The sequence below is a fragment of the Mycobacterium sp. NGS17 genome (assembly GCF_059813205.1).
In genome coordinates this window covers 386,650-406,607 of the sequence record NZ_JCALED010000002.1, presented here as the reverse complement: position 1 = coordinate 406,607, position 19,958 = coordinate 386,650, and the positions used below count along the sequence as shown (strand labels likewise).

Genomic DNA, 19,958 nt, shown 5'->3' with positions numbered 1-19,958 from the left:
CGCGAGCTATCAGCCCACCGAGCGCGCGGCGCCCTCCCAGAATTGGGCGCGCACGGCCTTCTTGTCCGGCTTGCCCAGCCCCGTCAACGGCAGCGAGTCGGCGAGCACCACGCGCTTGGGCGACTGCACCGAACCCTTGCGATCCTTCACCGCGGCCTGGATCTCGGCGGTCATCTTCTCGATCGCCTCGTCATCGCGGGGCGCATCGGAGCGCAGCACGACCACCGCGGTGACGGCCTCGCCCCACTTCTCGTCCGGCGCGCCGACGACGCACACCTGGGCGATGGCCGGGTGCTCGGCGACGACGTCCTCGACCTCGCGCGGAAACACGTTGAAGCCGCCGGTGACGATCATGTCCTTGACCCGGTCGACGATGAAGTAGAAGCCGTCCTCGTCCTCGCGGGCCATGTCGCCGGTGTGCAGCCAGCCGTCCTTGAACGTCTCGGCCGTCGCGTCCGGCAGGTTCCAGTAACCGCCCGCCAACAACGGTCCGCTGACGCAGATCTCGCCCGGCTCGCCCTGCGGCACCGGTTTGCCGTCCTCGCCGAGCAGCGCCACCCGCGCGAACAGCGTCGGGCGCCCGCAGGAGGTGAGCCGCTTCTCGTCGTGCTCGTTCTTGGCCAGATAGGTGATGGCCATCGGCGCCTCGGACTGCCCGTAGTTCTGGGCGAAGATCTTGCCGAACCGGCGGATCGCCTCGGCCAGCCGCACCGGGTTGATCGCCGAGGCGCCGTAGTAGACGGTCTCCAGCGACGACAGGTCGCGGGTGTGCGAATCCGGGTGGTCCATCAGCGCGTACAGCATCGACGGGACCAGGAAGGTGGCCGTAATGCGTTTCTCCTCAATGGTTTTCAGCACCTCGGCCGGGTCGAACTTGGGCAGCACATGCATCTCGCCGCCCTTGATCAGGGTGGGCAGGAAATACGCCGCCCCCGCGTGGGACAGCGGGGTGATCATCAAAAACCGCGGTTCCTCCGGCCATTCCCATTCGGAGAGCTGGATCTGGGTCATCGAGGAGATCGACGCCGCGGTGCCCATCACGCCTTTGGGCTTGCCGGTGGTGCCCCCGGTGTAGGTGAGGCCGATGACCTGATCCGGCGGCAGGTCCGCGGCGGTCAGTGGCTGCGGGTCGTACTTGGCCGCCTCGGCCGCCAGGTCGACCGCCACCCCGCTGAGGGCCTCGGGCACCGGCCCGATGGTGAGGATCTGCTTGAGCCCGGGCACCTTCTCCAGCAGCGCCTGCGCCCGTTCGACGAACATCGGGTTGGGGTCGATGATCAGCGAGCTGATGCCGGCGTCGTTGAGCACGTAGGCGTGGTCGTCCAGTGAGCCCAGCGGGTGCAGGGCGGTGCGCCGGTAGCCTCGGGTCTGGCCGGCGCCGATGATCAACAGCACCTCAGGGCGGTTGAGCGACAGCAGGCCGACCGCGACGCCGGTGCCGGCGCCCAGCGCCTCGAACGCCTGGATGTACTGGCTGATCCGCTCGGCCATCTGACCACCGGTCAGCGTGGTGTCGCCGAGGAAAAGCACCGGCTTGGTCTTGTGGCGCTTGAGCGCGCCCACGAGCAGGTGGCCGTTATGGGTCGGGTTGCGCAACAGGTCGGCCGTCATGGCGCCGCTCCTCCTCATCGCTTTGCTCTGCATCGTCGCCGACGCGACTCATGAGCAAGACTAGAACGTGTTGCAATTTGCGTCAGCCGCACCCTGTTCGACACCGGCAATCAGTACGATTCCTGCCCATGGCCGATGCAGATCTCGTCGTTACCGGAACCATCCTGACCGTCGACGAGGCACGGCCTACCGCGGAGGCGCTCGCGGTGAAAGGCGGCAGAATCGTCGCCGTTGGAACCCGTGCGGAAATCGCGGACTTCGCTGGCCCCGGCACCCGGACCGTCGATGTCGGCGACGGCTGTGTGATGCCCGGCTTCGTTGAGGCACACGGGCATCCGCTGATGGAGGCGGTCGCGCTGTCGGACCGCCTCGTCGACATCCGGCCGGTCACCATGCGCGGCGCCGACGAGGTCGTCGGGGCGATTCATTCCGAGGTCGCCCGGCGGGGATCCGACGGCGCCTTCCTCAACGGCTGGGATCCGCTGTTGCAGAAGGGCCTTCCGGAGCCGACCCTGAACTGGCTCGACGGTATCGCGCCCGACAGCCCGCTGGTGATCATCCACAACTCGGGGCACAAGGCCTACTTCAACTCGCGCGCCGCCAAGCTGCACGGGCTCGACCGCGACACCCCGGACCCCAAGGGCGCCAAGTACGGCCGCGACGCCAACGGTGAACTCGACGGCACCGCCGAGGAGACCGGCGCGGTGTTCCCGCTGCTGGCCGGGGCCATCGACTTCGCGGACTACCCGCAGATGCTGCTCGCCGAGTGCGCGAGGCTCAACCGCGCCGGCCTGACCACCTGCTCGGAGATGGCTTTCGACCCGAACTTCCGGCCGGTGGTCGAACAGCTGCGCGAGCAACTCACGGTTCGGCTGCGCACCTACGAGATCTCGAACCCGCAGATGTCCACCGCCGCCACACCCGGGCAGGGCGACGACATCCTGCGGCAGGTCGGCATCAAGATCTGGGTCGACGGCTCGCCCTGGATCGGCAACATCGACCTCTCGTTTCCGTACCTGGACACCGAGGCCACCCGGATCATCGGCGTCGTGCCGGGCTCCTGCGGCTGCGCCAATTACACGAAAGAGCAGCTGCACGAGATCGTCGGCGCGTACTTCCCGCTGGGCTGGCCGATGGCCTGTCACGTGCAGGGCGACGCCGGCGTGGACACCATCCTGGACGTGTACGAAGAGGCCCTCACGCGCCATCCGCGCGACGACCACCGGCTGCGGCTCGAACACGTCGGCGCCATCCGGCCCGAGCAGCTGCAGCGGGCCCATGACCTCGGGGTGACCTGCAGCATCTTCGTCGACCAGATCCACTACTGGGGCGACGTCATCGTCGACGGCCTGTTCGGCGAAGAACGTGGAACCCGTTGGATGCCAGCCGGATCCGCGGTGGCCACCGGGATGCGCATCTCGCTGCACAACGACCCGCCCGTCACGCCCGAGGAGCCGCTGCGCAACATCAGCGTTGCCGTGACCCGCACGGCGCCCAGCGGCCGGGTGCTCGGACCCGAGGAACGCCTGACCGTGGAGCAGGCGATCCGCGCGCAAACCATCGACGCGGCCTGGCAGCTGTTCTCCGACGACGTGATCGGCTCGCTGGAGGTCGGCAAATACGCCGACCTGGTGGTGCTCTCCGCCGATCCGCGAACGGTGCCGCCCGAGCAGATCGCCGACCTTCAGGTGCGCGCGACGTATCTGGCGGGCCGCCAGGTCCACAGCGCGTGACGCCGACGCTCGCGGACCTGCTCGACCGCCTGCACGTGGTGGCGCTGCCGATGCGGGTGCGCTTTCGCGGCATCACCACCCGCGAAGTGGCGCTGATCGAGGGCCCGGCCGGGTGGGGCGAATTCGGGGCCTTCGTCGAATACGAGCCGCGCGAGGCCGCGCAGTGGCTGGCGTCGGGCATCGAAGCCGCCTACCGGAAGCCGCCGCCGACCCGTCGCGACCGCGTCCCGATCAACGCGACCGTGCCGGCCGTGGCCGCCGCCGACGTTCCGGAAGTGCTCGCCCGCTTCCCCGGGGCCCGCACTGCCAAGGTGAAGGTGGCCGAGCCCGGGCAGTCGCTGGCCGACGACGTCGCCCGGGTCAACGCCGTGCGCGCACTGGTCCCCACGGTGCGGGTGGACGCCAACGGCGGGTGGAGCGTCGAGGAGGCCGTGCGGGCCGCGGCCGCTTTGACCGCCGACGGGCCGCTGGAATACATCGAACAGCCCTGCGCAAGCGTCGACGAGCTCGCGGAGCTGCGCCGGCGCACGGACGTGCCGATCGCCGCCGACGAGAGCATCCGCAAGGCCGACGACCCGCTGGCCGTGGTCCGCGCCCACGCCGCCGACATCGCGGTGCTCAAAGTCGCTCCGCTGGGCGGGATTTCGGCCATGCTCGAGATCGCTGCGCAGATCGACATCCCGGTCGTGATTTCCAGCGCGCTGGATTCGGCGGTGGGAATCGGCGCCGGGCTGCGCGCCGCGGCGGCCTTGCCGCAACTCCGGCACGCCTGCGGCCTGGGCACCGGCGGGCTCTTCGTCGACGACGTCGCCGAGACCGCCGCGCCGGTCGACGGCGCCCTGCCGGTGGGGCCGGTCACGCCCGACCCCGAGCGGCTGCGGGCCCTGCGGGCGGCGCCGGAGCGGCGGCAGTGGTGGATCGACCGGGTCAAGGCGTGCCATCGGTTGCTTGTACCGTCGTCCGGGTGATCAACCTGGCTTACGACGACCGCGGCTCCGGTGATCCCGTGGTATTCATCGCCGGCCACGGCGGCGCCGGACGGACCTGGCACCCCTATCAAGTCCCCGCGTTTCTGGCGGCCGGATACCGCGTCATCACCTTCGACAATCGCGGAATCGGCGCCACGGAGAACGCCCAGGGGTTCACGACGGAAACCATGGTCGCCGACACCGCGGCGCTGATCGAGGGCTTGAATGCGGCCCCGGCCCGCATCGTCGGGATGTCGATGGGCGCGTACATCGCCCAGGAGCTCATGCTGGCCCGGCCCGAGCTGGTCAGTTCGGCGGTGCTGATGGGGACCCGCGGCCGCATGGACCGGGCCCGGCAGTTCTTCCGCGACGCCGAGGCCGAGCTGTCCGACACCGGTGTCGAGATGCCGGCCGCGTACGACGCCAAAATCCGCCTGCTGGAGAACTTCTCCCGCAAGACGCTCAACGATGACACCGCCGTCGCCGACTGGATCGCGATGTTCTCCACCTGGCCCCTCAAGCCCACCCCGGGCACGCGCGCGCAGCTCGATATCGCGCCGTACACCAGCCGGTTGACCGCCTACCGCAGCATCACGACCCCGGTGCTGGTGATCGGCTTCTCCGACGACGTGCTGACCCCGCCGCACATGGGCCGCGAGGTCGCGGACGCGCTGCCCAACGGCCGCTACGTGCAGATACCCGACGCCGGTCATCTCGGGTTCTTCGAGCGACCGGACGAGGTCAACGCGGCCATGCTCAAGTTCTTCGGCGAGGCCTACGGCTGAGCGCACCCGGCGGGCATCCTCAGCCGGCTGTGACACCCTGTAGGAGTGAACCCCTCGACGACCCAGGCTCGCGTCGTCGTTGACGAGCTGATTCGCGGCGGCGTCCGCGACGTGGTGCTCTGCCCCGGTTCGCGGAACGCCCCGCTGGCTTTCGCGTTGCAGGACGCCGACCGCTCCGGACGTATCCGCCTGCACGTCCGCATCGACGAGCGCACCGCCGGCTACCTGGCGATCGGCCTGGCCATCGCCGCGGGCGCGCCGGTCTGCATCGCCATGACCTCCGGCACGGCCGTCGCCAACCTCGGCCCGGCGGTGATCGAGGCCAACTACGCCCGGGTGCCGCTGATCGTGCTCTCGGCCAACCGGCCCTACGAGCTGCTGGGCACCGGGGCAAACCAGACCATGGAACAGCTGGGCTACTTCGGCACGCAGGTGCGGGCCACCATCAGCCTGGGTCTGGCCGAGGACGCCCCCGATCGGTTGGATTCCCTGAACGCCACCTGGCGGTCGGCGACCTGCCGGGTGCTGGTGGCCGCCACCGGATCCCGGACCGCCAACGCCGGCCCCGTGCAGTTCGACATCCCGCTGCGCGAACCGTTGGTACCCGATCCCGACCCTCAAACGCCGACGCCGCAGGGCCGCCCGGGTGGGCGGCCGTGGACCTACACCCCGCCGGTCAGCTTCGACCAGCCGCTGGACATCGACCTGTCACCCGACACGGTCGTCATCGCCGGGCACGGCGCGGGCCTGCAGCGCAACCTCGCCCAGCTGCCGACCGTCGCCGAGCCGACCGCGCCCGCGCCGGCCAACCCGCTGCACCCGCTCGCGCTGCCCCTGCTGCGGCCCAAGCAGGTGATCATGCTCGGCCGCCCCACCCTGCACCGGCCGGTGTCGGCGTTGCTGGCCGACCCACAGGTGCCGGTGTTCGCGCTGACCACCGGGCCGCGCTGGCCGGACGTCTCGGGCAACTCGCAGGCCACCGGGACCCGGGCGGTCACCACCGGAGCACCGAACCCGGCGTGGCTGCGCCGCTGCGCGGAGACCAACCGGCACGCGCTGGCCGCCGTCCGCGAACAGCTCGACGCCCACCCGCTGACCACCGGCCTGCACGTCGCGGCGGCCGTGGCCGACGCGTTGGCGCCCGGCGATCAGCTGGTGCTCGGGGCCTCCAACCCGGTCCGCGACGCCGCGCTGGTCGGCCTGGACACCCGCGACATCCGGGTGCGGTCCAACCGCGGCGTCGCCGGCATCGACGGGACGGTGTCCACCGCCATCGGGGCGGCGCTCGCCCACGAACGCGAGGGCGGCCCGGACAGCCCGGCGCGCACCGTCGCGCTGATCGGCGACCTGACGTTCGTGCACGACAGCTCCGGGTTGCTCATCGGGCCCACCGAGCCCACCCCGCGCCGGCTGACCATCGTCGTCTCCAATGACAACGGCGGCGGCATCTTCGAACTGCTCGAACAGGGCGACCCGCGGTTCTCCGACGTCTCGTCGCGGATTTTCGGGACCCCGCACGACGTCGACGTGGGTGCGCTGTGCCGCGCCTACCACGTCGAGAGCCGGCAGATCGAGGTGGGCGAATTGCCCACCGCGCTCGACGAACCCGGCGCCGGCATGCGGGTGCTGGAGGTCAAGGCCGACCGGTCGTCGCTGCGGCAGCTGCACGCCGCGATCAAGGCCGCGCTATGAGGCGCACCTAGATGCCGCTGTCACCAAAAGCTCTGCTGCGCTTGCTGATTCATGGCCGAAGTGACGAACCGCCGAAAACGCGAGCCAGAATTGCGTTGCGGTGGGCCAGAATTGCGGTGCTGATCGTGGCCGGCCTGGTCACGTTGCAGTCCATGCTGCTGGTGGCCGGCGCCTGGCGCGACGACCTCGCGATCACTCACAACATGGGTGTCGCGCAGGCGGAGGTGCTCAGCGCCGGACCGCGCCGGTCCACCATCGAATTCGTCACCCCCGAGCGGGTCACCTACCGTCCCGAGCTCGGGGTGCTCTACCCGTCGCATTTGGCCACCGGGATGCGGATCTACGTCGAGTACAACAAGAACGATCCGAACGTGGTGCGCGTGCAGCATCGCAATGCCGGGCTGGCGATCATCCCGGCCGGGTCCATCGCGGTGGTGGGCTGGCTGGGCGCGGCGGCGATCCTGATCGCGCTGGCGCTGGGCGACAAGTGGCTCGATCGGCGTGACGTACCCCCCGCCGCGACCGAGAAGCCGCCCGCCGATAGCGTCGGACCTGCAAATTTCGCATGACGTATGCCCGCAGGCAACCTTGTCGACAGTCGGCGCTGACACGGTGTTGATGTGCGCGTTGCCATCGTCGCGGAATCGTTTCTCCCCGAAGTCAACGGTGTCAGCAACTCGGTGATCCGGGTGCTCGAGCATCTGCGCCGGACGGGCCACGAAGCCCTGGTCGTCGCCCCCGACACCCCTCCCGGGCAGCCCCGGGCGGATCGCATCTACGACGGGATCCGGGTGCACCGGGTGCCGTCCCGGATGTTTCCCAAGGTGACCACCCTGCCGCTCGGTGTGCCGACGCCCCGGCTGGTGAAGGTGCTGCGCGGATTCGATCCCCACGTGGTTCACCTGGCGTCGCCGGCGCTGCTGGGCTACGGCGGGCTGCGGGCGGCCCGGTGGCTGGGAATTCCGACGGTCGCGGTGTACCAGACCGATGTGCCGGGCTTCGCGGCCAGCTACGGCATTCCGATGACCGCGCGTGCCGCCTGGGCCTGGTTCCGTCATCTGCACAGCCTCGCCGACCGCACCCTGGCGCCATCCAGTGTGACCATGGAATCGCTTGTCGCTCACCGGTTTCCGCGGGTGCATCGATGGGCGCGCGGCGTCGACGTGCTGCGGTTCGCGCCGTCAGCGCGCGACGAGGCGCTGCGACGACAGTGGTCACCGCAGGGCAAGCCCGTCGTCGGGTTCGTGGGTCGCCTCGCGCCCGAGAAACACGTCGAGCGTCTGGCCGGGCTGGCCGCGAACGACGCGGTTCAGCTCGTCATCGTGGGCGACGGCGTCGACCGCAGCAAGCTGCAATCGGCAATGCCGACAGCGGTTTTCACCGGTGCGCTGTACGGCGACGAACTCGCCGCGGCGTACGCCAGCATGGACGTGTTCGTGCATCCCGGCGAGCACGAGACGTTTTGTCAGGTCGTGCAGGAAGCGCTGGCGTCGGGGTTGCCGGTGATCGCCCCCGACGCCGGCGGCCCTCGTGACCTCGTCACACCGTGGCGTACCGGTCTGCTGCTGGCCGTCAACGAGTTCGAGTCCCGGCTGCCCGACGCGGTCGCCCACCTGATCGCCGAACGGCCCCGCTACGCCCCGGCCGCCCGGCGCAGTGTGGTCGGCCGAAGCTGGCCGGTCATCTGCGACGAGTTGCTGGGTCACTACGAGGCGGTGCTGTCGCCGTTCGTCCGGCGGCAGATCGCCGCCGGGCGGCACGCGCAGGGCGAGTAAGCCAGCGGCCCTATGACGGGTCGAATTCGATTGGCAGCGTGGCCGGTCCGCTGATGGCGGTGAGGGGCTTCCACGGGGCGGGGCCGGTGCGGCGGGCGTTGGGCATGCGTTGGGCCATGACCTTCAGGGCTTCGCTCAGCTCCAGTCGGGCCAGATTGGCGCCCAGGCAGTAGTGCATGCCGGCGCCGAAAGTCTGCATCGGCGCGGCATCCACGCGGGTGATGTCGAGCCGGTCGGGAACGTCGTAGACGGCGGGGTCGCGGTTTGCGGCGGCCGTGTTGGCGATCACCAGCGTGCCGGCCGGGATCATGAACCCGCCGACCTCGACGTCCTCGAGGGCGATGCGCAGGGTGAGGCCCGCGATCGGTGAATGCCGCATCGTCTCCTCGACCGCGTTTGCCGCGAGCTCGGGGTGCTGGGCCAGCAGCGCCCACTGGTCGGGGTGATCGCACAGCACCTGCACGGAGGCGGCCAGCTGGTTGCGGGTGGTGTCCGTGCCGGCCATCAGCAGGCCCGCTACCAGCATCCGCAGCTCCTCGGCGTTGAGGTGATCACCGTCGTCCTCCGCGCGGATCAGGTCCGAGAGCAGGTCGTCGGTCAGCGTGAGCCGCCGCTGGGCGACCATGTCGTCGATGTAGGCGTCGAGCTCGTCCCAGGCCGCCAGGATGGCCCGCTCATGCGCCGCGACCTCCCAGCTGAAGGCCTTGAAGATGTCGTCTGTCCACTCCGAGAACAGCTTCCAGTCCTCGGCCGGGGCGCCCAACAGCGCACAGATGATCGGGATCGGATATTGGCGGGCGATGTCGCTGACCACGTCGCAGCGTCCGGCCGCGCCGTGGTGGTCTATGAGTTCGTTGATTACGTCGACGATCGTGGTGCCCAGCCGCGCGGTGGCCCGCGGTGTGAAGGCCTTGGACACCAGGCGGCGCAGCCGCTGGTGCGCGGGACCGTCGAGGCTGATCAGGTTCGTTGCCACCCGCTCCCACAGCGGGCCACTGGTGATGCCCTGTGAGGCCAGGAACATCCCCTGGGGCACGCGAAATCGCGGGTCACGCAGGACGGTTCGAACCAGGTCATAGGTCAAGAACTCCGGCCCGTGGGGGCCGATGGCGATAGGCGCCTGCCGTCGTGCGCGGCTGATGATCTCGTGCGCCTCTTCCAGGCTTCGGCAACGCTCATAATCAATCGCCGGAAGTCCGGCATCGAAGACGTTCGGGCAGCTCGGCGCGTCAACGGTGATCGTCATGGTGGCCCCCAGGGCTGGTCGGCGAAGTACCTTCATGCCTCAGCCTGGGCGGTTCGGCCTTCAAGCACATGCGTAGCCGACTACCTGTCTTGCCATAGCAGTACTCGCCGCCCGGTGCGTGCGGGTGCCCCACCGCCTATTCTTTGAGAACTCTGGAAACCTTGGGGCCCCGGACCGGCGGAGGGTCGAATGACGGCCATAGCGGCGTGCCAAACGTGCGGCACCGAGCCGCTGGAGAACGCCCGCTTTTGCCACGGCTGCGGATCCCCGGTCAAAGGACCGGATGTCCGTGCAGAGTACAAGCAGGTCACGGTCCTGTTCGCCGATGTGGTGCATTCGATGGACATCGCGGCGGCCGTGGGCGCGGAACGACTCCGAGAGATCATGGCCGACGTCGCCGACCTTTGCGCGGCGGTGGTGCAGCGCTTCGGCGGCACGGTGGACAAGTTCACCGGCGACGGCATCATGGCGGTGTTCGGCGCGCCGGTTGCATTGGAGGACCACGCGGTTCGCGCCTGCTTGGCGGCGCTGGGGGTTCAGGAGGACGTGAAGCGCCTAGCCGTCGACGTCGACGCCCGCGATGGTGTGCATCTGCAGCTGCGGGTAGGCCTCAACTCCGGTCAGGTGATCGCTGGCGAAATCGGCTCGGGGCCTTTCGGTTACACCGCGATAGGTGAGCAAGTCGGCATGGCTCAGCGGATGGAATCGGCGGCTCCGCCGGGCGGGGTGATGCTCAGCGCCCCGACAGCGCGACTCGTCGAGGGCGCGGCGAATCTGGGTGGATCAGAGTTGGTCCGGATCAAGGGTTCTGACACGCCAGTGCCGGCCCATCGGCTGCTGGGCATGGGCGAAAAGCAGCGCGATGCCTGGCATGGCGAGTCGAAGCTGATCGGCAGGGGCGGGGAGATGTCGGCGGTCGAGGGCTTGCTGGAGCGCGCGCTCGATGGCCACGGGGCGGTGGTCGGAGTCGCGGGGCCACCGGGCATCGGCAAAAGCCGTCTGGTGCGCGACGTCTCGGCCATGGCAGCCGTGCGGGGTGCCGACGTGTTCGTCGCCTCCTGCGAATCGCACACGAGCCAGATCCCGTTTTACGTTGTGGGGCGGCTGCTGCGCGCGGTCACGGGCATCAAGGGCCTTGACCCGCCCACCGCCCGGGCGCGGATCCGGGGTCGGGCTCGCCATGCGGAGCCGGAGGACTTGCTGCTCTTGAACGACCTGCTGGGCATCGCCGATCCCGATGTCGAGCTGCCCAAGATCGATCCCGAGGCGCGCAGGCGGCGGTTGACCGGGCTGGTCAACGCCGCGTCGCTGGCCCGCGAAACCCCGGCGCTTTTCGTCATCGAAGACGCCCACTGGATCGACGAGGTCAGCGAGTCGCTGCTGACCGATTTCATCGCCATAATCCCTAGGACGCCCACGCTGGTGCTGGTCACCTATCGCCCCGAATATCGAGGCGCGTTGGGCGAAGTCGCCGGTGCGCGAACCATCGCCCTTTCGCCCCTGAGCGATTCGGAGACCGCAGGACTGGTCTCGCACCTGCTCGGGGCACACCCGTCGGTCGCTGAGTTGGCCACCATGATCACCGAGCGGGCCGCGGGCAACCCGTTCTTCGCCGAAGAGATAGTGCGCGAGCTTGCCGACCGCGGTGTGTTGCAAGGCAATTCGGGCGCCTACGTCTCGACGACGGAAGGCGCTGCGGTGCGCGTGCCCGCCACGCTGCAAGCCACTATCGCCGCGCGCATCGACCGGCTGGGCCAGAAGGCGAAACGCACCCTGGGCGCGGCGGCGGTCATCGGCTCGAACTTCAACCGGGATCTGTTGGAAACCTTGGGCATCGAGCCGGTGCTCGAGGAGCTGGTGTCGGCCCAGCTCATCAATCAAATGCCCAGCCAGCAACCCGAGTATGCGTTCTACCATCCGCTGATTCGGGAGGTGGCTTACGAATCGCAGCTTCGATCGGACCGTGCCGAGCTGCACCGGCGCATCGCGGCCGCGATCGAATCACGCGCTCCGGGAGCGGCCGACGAACACGCCGCCCTGATCGCCGGGCATTTGGAGGCCGCCGGTGACGAGCACGGCGCTTACGGCTGGCACATGCGAGCCGCGGCATGGGCGACCAACCGCGACATCGCCGCGGCGTGGCTGAGCTGGGAACGTGCCCGAACGATCGCCGACGCACTACCCGCCGATGACCCCAACCGCGTGGCCATGCGTATCGCGCCCCGAACCATGTTGTGTGGCATCGCCTTCCGGGTCAATGAGCACGTGGCCGGTGAGCGCTTCGACGAGTTTCGCGAATTGTGCGCCACGGCCGGCGATAAGCCCTCGCTGGCCATCGGCATGGTGGGGCTCGTGATGGATTATGCGCTTGACGACCGGCGGCGCGAGGCCTCGCAGGTGGCATCGGAGGCCATGGCCCTCATCGAATCGATCGACGACCCGACGTTGACGGTAGGCCTGTCCGTCGCCCCGATCTTCGCCAAGGGTGAGAACGTCGAATATTCGGATGTGTTGCGCTGGTCCCAGCGAGTCATCGACCTCGCCGCCGGTGACCCGACCAAGGGCAACTTCATCATCGGATCTCCCTTAGCGCTGGCCTTGACCAACCAGGCTATCGCTCGTTATGCCCTCGGTCGCGACGGATGGCGTGAAGGACTGGAGCAGGGCCTTGTTATGGCCCGCAGCACCGACCCCATGTCCTACGTCACCGTTGTGGCATACGTCTACTTCGCGGGAATAGCTTTCGGCGCAATGAGATCCGACGATCGTGCGGTACGCGAGATCGAGAATTCCTTGGAGATCGCCGAACGATCCGGTGATGACATGGCGCTGGCCATCGCCCGGATGACCTTGGGTGTAGCGCTGGTGCATCGGGGCGCCGGAATGGAGCGCGACCGCGGACATAGGCTGCTGACCGAGCTCAACGATGGGTCCGTACGCCCCAAATACCTTCTGTCGCAACTATCGATCGTCGAAATGTATGTGGCGCGCGAGAGGGCTCGGCATGGAGATCGCGGTCAGGCCATACCGCTCATGCAGGCCACCGTCGACCATCTGTTCCGCAAGGGCCTGGCGCTGGGGTGGGGCCTTCCCGCGACGGGTGCTCTGGTGGAGGCATTGCTCGACAGCCCATCCGCCGCTCAGCTGACCGAAGCCGAGGCGGCTGTCGAGCGGCTGGCGGCCGAACCGGCCGAAGAGGTTCTGGCGATACGTGAGGTCTGGGTGCTACGGCTCCGGGCGCTGCTGGCGCGAGCACGCGGCGAGGATGCCGCGTATCAGGACTTCAGGGATCGCTATCGCGCGATGGCCCACGAACACGGCTACGACGGCCACATCGCGTGGGCCGCGGCGCTGCCATGAGTCTCGAAACTTCGCTTCAGTCGCCACAGTTGGCCTGCCGATCTGCGCGACATCGTTGGCCAGCGGTGAAACGATACTGACGTGGACCCCAACGGGGACAACGGGCGCGAACTGGCCAAGACCGGGCTGGTCTGTGGTTCGTGCGGCGCGCCATTCAGTTCGGCGGCGAATTTCTGCAGCAAATGCGGTGCACCCCTGTATCAGGCGACTGGATGGGCCGAATACAAGCAAGTCACCGTCTTGTTCGCCGACGTGGTGCATTCGATGGAGATCGCGGCGACCGTCGGGACGGAGCGGCTGCGCGAGATCATGGTCCGCCTGGCCAACCGCTGTGCGACTGTTGTCCGGAGGTATGGCGGCACGGTGGACAAGTTCACCGGCGACGGCATCATGGCGGTGTTCGGTGCGCCGGCGGCACTGGAAGATCATGCTCTTCGCGCATGTCTTTCGGCGCTGAGCATTCAGGAGGAAGCGAAAGCTCTGGCCGTCGAGGTCGAGCGCCGAGATCGCGCGAAACTGCTCGTGCGCGTGGGACTTAACTCCGGTCAGGTAATCACCGGTGAAATCGGCTCGGGACCTTTGGGTTACACCGCGATCGGTGATCAGGTGGGCCTGGCTCAACGAATGGAATCGGTCGCACCGCCGGGTGGGGTGATGCTCAGCATGTCCACCGCGCGACTGGTTGATGACTCGGCGACGCTGAGTGAACCGGAGATGGTCCGCATAAAGGGCGCCAACGAACCAGTCATCGCCTACCGCCTATTAGGCATTGGAGACCGGCATCGCGCTAGGGAACGCGTTTACTCGGATCTCGTCGGCCGCCGGTTGGAAATGTCCGTCGTCGAGGACCTGTTGGACCGCGCGCTCGGAGGTCATGGCGGTGTGGTTGCAGTGGTGGGCGAACCTGGCATCGGCAAGAGTCGTCTGGTGCGCGAGGTGGCCGCGATGGCCACGGTCCGCGGTGTGGAGGTGTTAACCGCCTTCTGCGAGTCACACACCAGCCAGCTCCCCTTTCATGCAGTGGCGCGGCTGCTACGGGCGGCGACCGGCGTCGAGGGTCTTGACGGGCAGGCGGCCCGCGCGCGAGTGCGAGACCAATTTCGGAATGCAGACCCAGAAGACATGCTGCTGCTTGATGACCTGCTGGGCATAGCCGACCCGATCACCGCCGTACCGGCGATCGATCCTAATGCGCGCCGGCGGCGGCTGGCCGCGCTGGTGAACGCAGCCAGTTTGTCCCGCGGCGCTCCCGCGGTCTACGTCGTGGAGGATGCCCACTGGATCGATGAGATCAGCGAGTCGATGCTGACTGATTTCCTTGAGGTGATCCCGCAGACGCGTTCATTGGTGCTGGTCGCGTACCGACCGGAATACCATGGCGCTTTGACCCGACTGACTGATGCTCACACTATTGTCCTTGCGCCGCTGAGTGATTCAGAAACCGCAGCACTCGTCGCACATCTCCTCGGGCCCGACCCGTCGGTCGATGCTTTGGGGCGCAGAGTCGCCGAGCGGGCCGCCGGTAATCCGTTCTTCGCCGAGGAATTGGTGCGGGAACTGGCCGAGCGCGGAGTGTTGCGTGGGGAGCCGGGTGCCTATATGTCGGCCGCGGAGGTCAGCGAAGTGAGCGTGCCTGCGACCTTGCAGGCGACCATCGCCGCGCGGATCGACCGGCTCCGTCCGAAAGCCAAGCGCACGTTGAGCGCGGCCGCGGTTATCGGCTCGCGATTGCGCCTCGACCTGCTTACGGCGTTGGGTGTTGAGCCCGTCGTCGACGAGCTGGTGGCGGCCCAGCTCATCGACGTAGTCGGCCTCACGCGACAACCGGAGTATGTGTTCCATCACCCGCTCATTCATTCGGTGGCCTACGGCGCACAACTCCGATCGGATCGCTCAGATCTGCACCGGCGAGTGGCCGCCGCAATCGAAGCCCGCGGATCGGCGGACGAAAACGCAGCGTTGATCGCTGAACATGTGGAGGCAGCCGGTGATCTGCACGACGCCTATGGCTGGCACATGCGTGCCGCCACCTGGGCGACCAACCGCGACATAAGTGCGGCGCGAGCGAGCTGGGGACGAGCGGCGGAGATCGCCGATGCGCTGCCGGCCGATTACCCCCACCGCGCGGAAATGCGCATCGCTCCGCGCACCATGTTGTGCGGGACGGGTTGGCGAGTCCACGCAAGCGTTGCCGGGGAGCGCTTTGATGAACTGCGAGAGCTGTGCAGCGCCGCGGGGGACAAGGCATCACTTGGCATCGCGACGGCGGGGATGGTGGTTGGCTACGCGCATCAGGACCGGGTGCGCGAGGCGTCCCAGCTCGCATCGGAAGCCTGGGACCTCGCCGAGTCGATCGGGGACGCGACCCTGATAGTGGGGCTGTCCTTCCCGGTGATCTACGGCAAGATCGAGAGCACCGAATGGTGTGACGTCCTGCGATGGTCGGAGGCCGTTATCGACTTGGCTGCCGGGGATCCGTCGAAAGGCAACTTTCTTGTCGGGTGTCCATTAGCGCTCTCCTTCGTGTCGCGGGGTATGGCTCGCTATTTTCTGGGTCGCCCTGGATGGCCGGCAGACCTGCGACACGGCCTGGCTATGGCCCGCCGCGCCGACCCCGCGTCATACGCAGGGGTCGTCGGCTATATCTACTTGCTGGGCATACCGTTCGGCGTGCTGAGGGCCGATGATGGTGCACTGCACGAGATCGAGAACGCTCTGCGGATCGCCGAGCGATCCAGCGATGACGTGGTGGTGGGCTTCATCAAGGCGACGTTGGGCGTCGCGCTGGCGCACCGCGACACCATTGAGGAGCGTGGTCTGGGCCAGAAGCTGTTGGGCGAGACCGGCGAAGTGTTCCTGAACCAAGGGCACAACCTAAGCGATCTGCCGATCGTGCAGGTCTACGCGGCACGTGAGACGGCGAGGCAAGGAGATCGCGATGCCGCCATATCGGTAATGCGTGCCGCTGCCGACCATCTGTTTCGCCAAGAACACCTCCTTTTGTGGGGCGTTCCGGCGACGGCCGTTCTGGCGGAGACGCTGCTTGATCGCGGGGCCGGCGCTGATGTGGCTGAAGCCGAGGCAGCGATCGACCGATTGATGGCCGCGCGAGCCGATGACGGTCTGGTGATGCGCGACATCTGGTTGTTGCGGTTGCGGGTGCTGCTGGCCCGCAGCCGGGGTGATGACGACTCTTATTCGCACTTCTTGCATCACCACCGCGAGATGGCGAAAGCGCTTGGCTACCAGGAACATATCGCGTGGGCTGCGACATTGCCGTGAAACTGGTCAGTCGGGATATGTCCACACGCGAGGCGTCTGGCAGAGGTGAAGACCAGACATACGAATCTCTCGCGCGGGAGGGAGAAGGCATGACTGCCGCCGCCATGGTGACCTACGCCTACGACCAAATCGACCAGGCGCGAGCGGGACTCAACGCCGGCTAGCCCTGCGCCAGCTCGGCGACGGATTGCCATTCCTCCCAATTCTGGAGCCGGCTCTCGTAGTCGGCCTTCGCCGTTTCCAGCGGCGAAGCGCCGAAAAACACTCGCAGCGGCGGCTTTTCGGCGTCGACGACCTTGAGCAGGGCCGCGGCGGACGCCGACGGGTCACCCGGGCTGGCCCACCGGCGGCTGCGCTCGGCCTGCACGGCGGCGCGAACATCGTCGTAGGCCGACAGCGGATCGGCATGCCTGGCCGAGTCGCCGGCCCAGTCGGTGTCGAAACCGCCCGGCTCGATCAGCGTGACGTGCACACCGAACGGAGCGACCTCTTGCGCCAGCGCCTGCGAAAAGCCCTCCAGCGCCCACTTCGACGCGTGGTAGATGCCGACCAAGGGGAACGCGGTGATGCCACCGATCGAGGAAACCTGGATGATGTGGCCGCTGCCCTGCCCCCGCAGGTAGGGTAGCGCGGCCTGCGTGATCCACAGCGCCCCAAACACATTCGTTTCGATTTGATCGCGTGCGTCTTGCTCGGAAAGCTCCTCGACGAACCCGAATTGGCCGTAGCCGGCGTTGTTCACCACGATGTCGAGCCGGCCGAAGTGGTCGTGCGCGCGCTTGACCGCCGCGAAATCCGCCGCCCGATCGGTCACGTCCAGGCGAATCGGGAGCAGCGCGTCGACGTACTTCTGCACCAAGTCGTCCAGCGCGGTGGTGTTGCGGGCCGTGGCGGCAACCTTGTCGCCGCGCTCCAGCGCCGCGATCGTCCACGCCCTGCCGAAACCTCGCGATGTACCGGTGATAAACCAAACTTTTTCAGTCACGCCCCCTTACAACGCCGACGGCGCCACCTCATTCCCCCAACGGGTAGCGTTTCTCTGGTGAGTCGCGCGGAATTGGACAAGGACCCCCGGGATGTCGCGTCGATGTTCGACGGTGTCGCCCGCCGGTACGACCTGACCAACACCGTGCTGTCGATGGGCCAGGACCGGTACTGGCGCAGGGCCACCCGGTCGGCGCTGGCCATCGGGCCGGGTCAGAAGGTGTTGGACCTCGCTGCGGGCACCGCGGTGTCCACCGTGGAGCTGGCGAAGTCCGGGGCCTGGTGTGTGGCCGCCGACTTTTCCGTCGGCATGCTGGCGGCGGGCGCCGCGCGCGACGTTCCGAAGGTCGCCGGCGATGCCACCAGGCTGCCGTTCGGTGACGACGTGTTCGATGCCGTGACAATCAGTTTCGGGCTGCGCAACGTGGTCGACACGCAGGCCGGGCTGCGCGAGATGGCCCGGGTCACCCGTCCCGGTGGCCGATTGGTGGTGTGCGAGTTCTCCACGCCCACCAATGCGCTGTTCGCCACGGTCTACAAGGAGTATTTGATGCGGGCGCTGCCGCGGGTGGCGCGGGCGGTGTCCAGCAATCCGGACGCGTACGTCTACCTCGCGGAATCGATCAGGGCGTGGCCCGATCAGGCGGCGCTGGCGCAGCAGATAACCCAGGCCGGCTGGTCCGGGGTGCGCTGGCGCAACCTGACCGGCGGCATCGTCGCCCTACACGCCGGGACCAAACCCGGGCGCTGAAGGTTCTAGTGGTTGCCGGCGGCCTGGACCACGCCGATCTGGTCGGGGCAGTAGTGGTCGACCGCCGCGCCCAGGAACTGCAATGACTGCCCCTCGGTGGTGCCGCGCGGCAGGTTGCGCTGGATGAAAGTCGCGGACTGATGGGCGTCGTGGTCCACGCCGCGGCCCAACCGGTCGCAGGTGATCTTGCCCAGCCACGCCAACTGGTCCTGCGGCTGGTAGATGCCGAAGCCGTTGACGGTGTTCTTGAATGGCGCGTCGTAGTCGCTCGGCGGCGACGGTGTCCGCGGGGTGGGGTATGGCGCCGTCGGCGGCGGATCCGCCTGCGCCGGCACGGAGAGCTGCGCCGGCGCGGCCAGCGCGGCAAGCGCGATAGCAGCGGCGGCTCCGATAGTAGCCAGCGTCGTTCCCTTCATTAGCTGGACTATACACGGCCCGCTCAAGCTGCGCGGCCGAAAGCGAATCGCCGATTTTGCGCCCGCAAGGGGCCACGAAAGCCCGCTGACCAGCGGCGATGCACGGCACTCGGTCAGCTGAAGGGCGTTCGGCGGTCGAGCAGCCGGGACAGCCGGCCGCCGCCCCGCCAGGCGCGCGCCACCCAGTCCGCGTCGTCCTCGGTGACCAGATTGGCCATGACCCGCACGGCGATGGTCATCAGCGTCGTCGAGCGCATGGCGATCGGTCCGGTCGACGGCAGAAACCGCTGGAACGTCAGCAGCAGCGCCAGCCTGCGCGCCACCGAGAAGCCGCGGCCATAGTGCTGCTGCAGCAGCGACGGCCACACCTGTGACAGGTCGGGGCAGTCCAGCAGCGCCGCGGCTAACCGCCCGGTCTCCAGCCCGTAGTCGATGCCCTCTCCGTTGAGTGGGTTCACGCAGGCCGCGGCGTCGCCGATCAGCATCCAGTTGGCGCCGGCCACGCCGGACACCGCGCCGCCCATCGGCAGCAGCGCCGAGGCCACCGCCCGCGGGTGGCCGGTGAAGCCCCACTCGTCGCGGCGCAGGTCGGTGTAGTAGTCGATCAGCGGCCGCAGCGCCAGGTCGGCGGGTCGCTTGGACGTCGACAACGCTCCGACGCCGATGTTCACCTCGCCGTTGCCCAGCGGGAAGATCCAGCCGTAGCCGGGCAGCAAGGAGCCGTCGGGGGAGCGCAGTTCCAGATGCGACGTCAGCCAGGGGTCGTCGGCCCGCGCGGTGGTCAGATAGCCGCGGGCGGCAACGCCGTACACCGTCTCCTGATGCCAGCGCCGGCCCAGCTTGCGGCCCAGCGACGAGCGGGCGCCGTCGGCGACGATCAACTGACGGCAGCTGACCTCCGTGCCGTCGGCCAATGTCACCGATGTCACGCGGCCCGATGAATCATGTTGCGCGGCAACGGCCTTGGTGCCAAGCAGCATTCGCGCCCCGGAATCTTCGGCGACTTTGCGGATCCGGTCGTCCAGCTCCAAGCGGGCCACCGCGCTGCCGGTCGACGGGAATGACGGACCGGGCCAGTCGACTTCCAGCTCGCCGCCGAATCCGCTCATCCGCAACCCGCGATGCCGGATGCGGCTGTCCAGCCAGTCGCCAAGCCCCAGCCGTTCCAGCTCCGCGACCGCGCGCGGGGTCAGTCCGTCGCCGCAGGCCTTGTCGCGAGGAAAGCTCGCCGAATCGATGACCAGTACGTCGTTGCCCGCGCGGGCGGCCCACGCACCCGCGGCCGAACCGGCGGGCCCGGCGCCCACGACCACCACTTGGGCTCGGGTCGCTCCCGTCTTCATGCACACCAGTAT

Annotated in this window: 14 protein-coding genes; 9 read left to right on the top strand and 5 right to left on the bottom strand. The window is 68.3% G+C overall.

The window, feature by feature from the left end:
• Nucleotides 1–9: 9 nt before the first annotated feature.
• Nucleotides 10–1,644, bottom strand: coding sequence for a fatty-acid--CoA ligase FadD8 (fadD8, locus tag AC5Y7E_RS06035; protein ID WP_499947973.1), 1,635 nt, complete (start codon nt 1,642–1,644; stop codon nt 10–12).
• A 95-nt stretch (nt 1,645–1,739) separates the two neighbouring features.
• Between fadD8 and AC5Y7E_RS06030 the strand changes: the two genes are divergently transcribed.
• From AC5Y7E_RS06030 to AC5Y7E_RS06005, 6 genes are read left to right on the top strand one after another with little or no spacing between them, the layout of a single operon-like run.
• Entirely contained in the window at nt 1,740–3,344 is a 1,605-nt protein-coding gene (locus AC5Y7E_RS06030) for an amidohydrolase (RefSeq protein WP_499947971.1), read from the top strand.
• 50 nt (nt 3,345–3,394) lie between these two features.
• Nucleotides 3,395–4,312 carry an o-succinylbenzoate synthase gene (locus AC5Y7E_RS06025; RefSeq protein ID WP_499948321.1) on the top strand — a complete coding sequence of 306 codons (918 nt, stop codon included), beginning with the start codon at nt 3,395–3,397 and terminating at the stop codon, nt 4,310–4,312.
• Nucleotides 4,309–5,097: an alpha/beta fold hydrolase gene (locus AC5Y7E_RS06020; protein WP_499918098.1), complete on the top strand. Its 789-nt coding sequence runs from the start codon at nt 4,309–4,311 to the stop codon at nt 5,095–5,097. Before AC5Y7E_RS06025 ends, AC5Y7E_RS06020 begins: the two co-directional genes overlap by 4 nt.
• A gap of 45 nt (nt 5,098–5,142) precedes the next feature.
• Nucleotides 5,143–6,789: a 2-succinyl-5-enolpyruvyl-6-hydroxy-3-cyclohexene-1-carboxylic-acid synthase gene (gene menD, locus AC5Y7E_RS06015; protein WP_499947970.1), complete on the top strand. Its 1,647-nt coding sequence runs from the start codon at nt 5,143–5,145 to the stop codon at nt 6,787–6,789.
• 11 nt (nt 6,790–6,800) lie between these two features.
• Nucleotides 6,801–7,358, top strand: coding sequence for a DUF3592 domain-containing protein (locus AC5Y7E_RS06010; RefSeq protein WP_499947968.1), 558 nt, complete (start codon nt 6,801–6,803; stop codon nt 7,356–7,358).
• Between the two features lie 51 nt (nt 7,359–7,409).
• A complete protein-coding gene (locus tag AC5Y7E_RS06005) occupies nt 7,410–8,564 on the top strand; it encodes a glycosyltransferase family 4 protein (RefSeq protein ID WP_499947967.1) in 1,155 nt (384 codons plus the stop codon).
• Between the two features lie 10 nt (nt 8,565–8,574).
• On the opposite strand, the gene AC5Y7E_RS06000 is transcribed toward AC5Y7E_RS06005, so the two are convergent.
• On the bottom strand, nt 8,575–9,810 hold the full coding sequence (locus tag AC5Y7E_RS06000) for a cytochrome P450 (protein ID WP_499947965.1): 1,236 nt from the start codon (nt 9,808–9,810) through the stop codon (nt 8,575–8,577).
• 189 nt (nt 9,811–9,999) lie between these two features.
• On the opposite strand from AC5Y7E_RS06000, the gene AC5Y7E_RS05995 reads away from it, so the two are divergent.
• The gene (locus AC5Y7E_RS05995; RefSeq protein ID WP_499947963.1) at nt 10,000–13,170 is read left to right on the top strand and encodes an ATP-binding protein; all 3,171 of its coding nucleotides are present in this window, start codon (nt 10,000–10,002) and stop codon (nt 13,168–13,170) included.
• Between the two features lie 81 nt (nt 13,171–13,251).
• A complete protein-coding gene (locus AC5Y7E_RS05990; protein WP_499947961.1) occupies nt 13,252–16,452 on the top strand; it encodes an AAA family ATPase in 3,201 nt (1,066 codons plus the stop codon).
• 160 nt (nt 16,453–16,612) lie between these two features.
• Here AC5Y7E_RS05990 and AC5Y7E_RS05985 read toward each other — a convergent pair whose 3' ends face one another.
• Nucleotides 16,613–17,437, bottom strand: coding sequence for an SDR family oxidoreductase (locus AC5Y7E_RS05985; RefSeq protein ID WP_499947958.1), 825 nt, complete (start codon nt 17,435–17,437; stop codon nt 16,613–16,615).
• A gap of 57 nt (nt 17,438–17,494) precedes the next feature.
• Between AC5Y7E_RS05985 and AC5Y7E_RS05980 the strand changes: the two genes are divergently transcribed.
• On the top strand, nt 17,495–18,187 hold the full coding sequence (locus AC5Y7E_RS05980; RefSeq protein WP_499947956.1) for a demethylmenaquinone methyltransferase: 693 nt from the start codon (nt 17,495–17,497) through the stop codon (nt 18,185–18,187).
• Between the two features lie 5 nt (nt 18,188–18,192).
• On the opposite strand, the gene AC5Y7E_RS05975 is transcribed toward AC5Y7E_RS05980, so the two are convergent.
• Together AC5Y7E_RS05975 and menJ are read right to left on the bottom strand one after the other, a co-directional pair.
• Nucleotides 18,193–18,603: a DUF732 domain-containing protein gene (locus AC5Y7E_RS05975; protein ID WP_499918108.1), complete on the bottom strand. Its 411-nt coding sequence runs from the start codon at nt 18,601–18,603 to the stop codon at nt 18,193–18,195.
• Between the two features lie 113 nt (nt 18,604–18,716).
• Entirely contained in the window at nt 18,717–19,946 is a 1,230-nt protein-coding gene (menJ, locus tag AC5Y7E_RS05970; protein ID WP_499947953.1) for a menaquinone reductase MenJ, read from the bottom strand.
• Between the last annotated feature and the right edge of the window lie 12 nt (nt 19,947–19,958).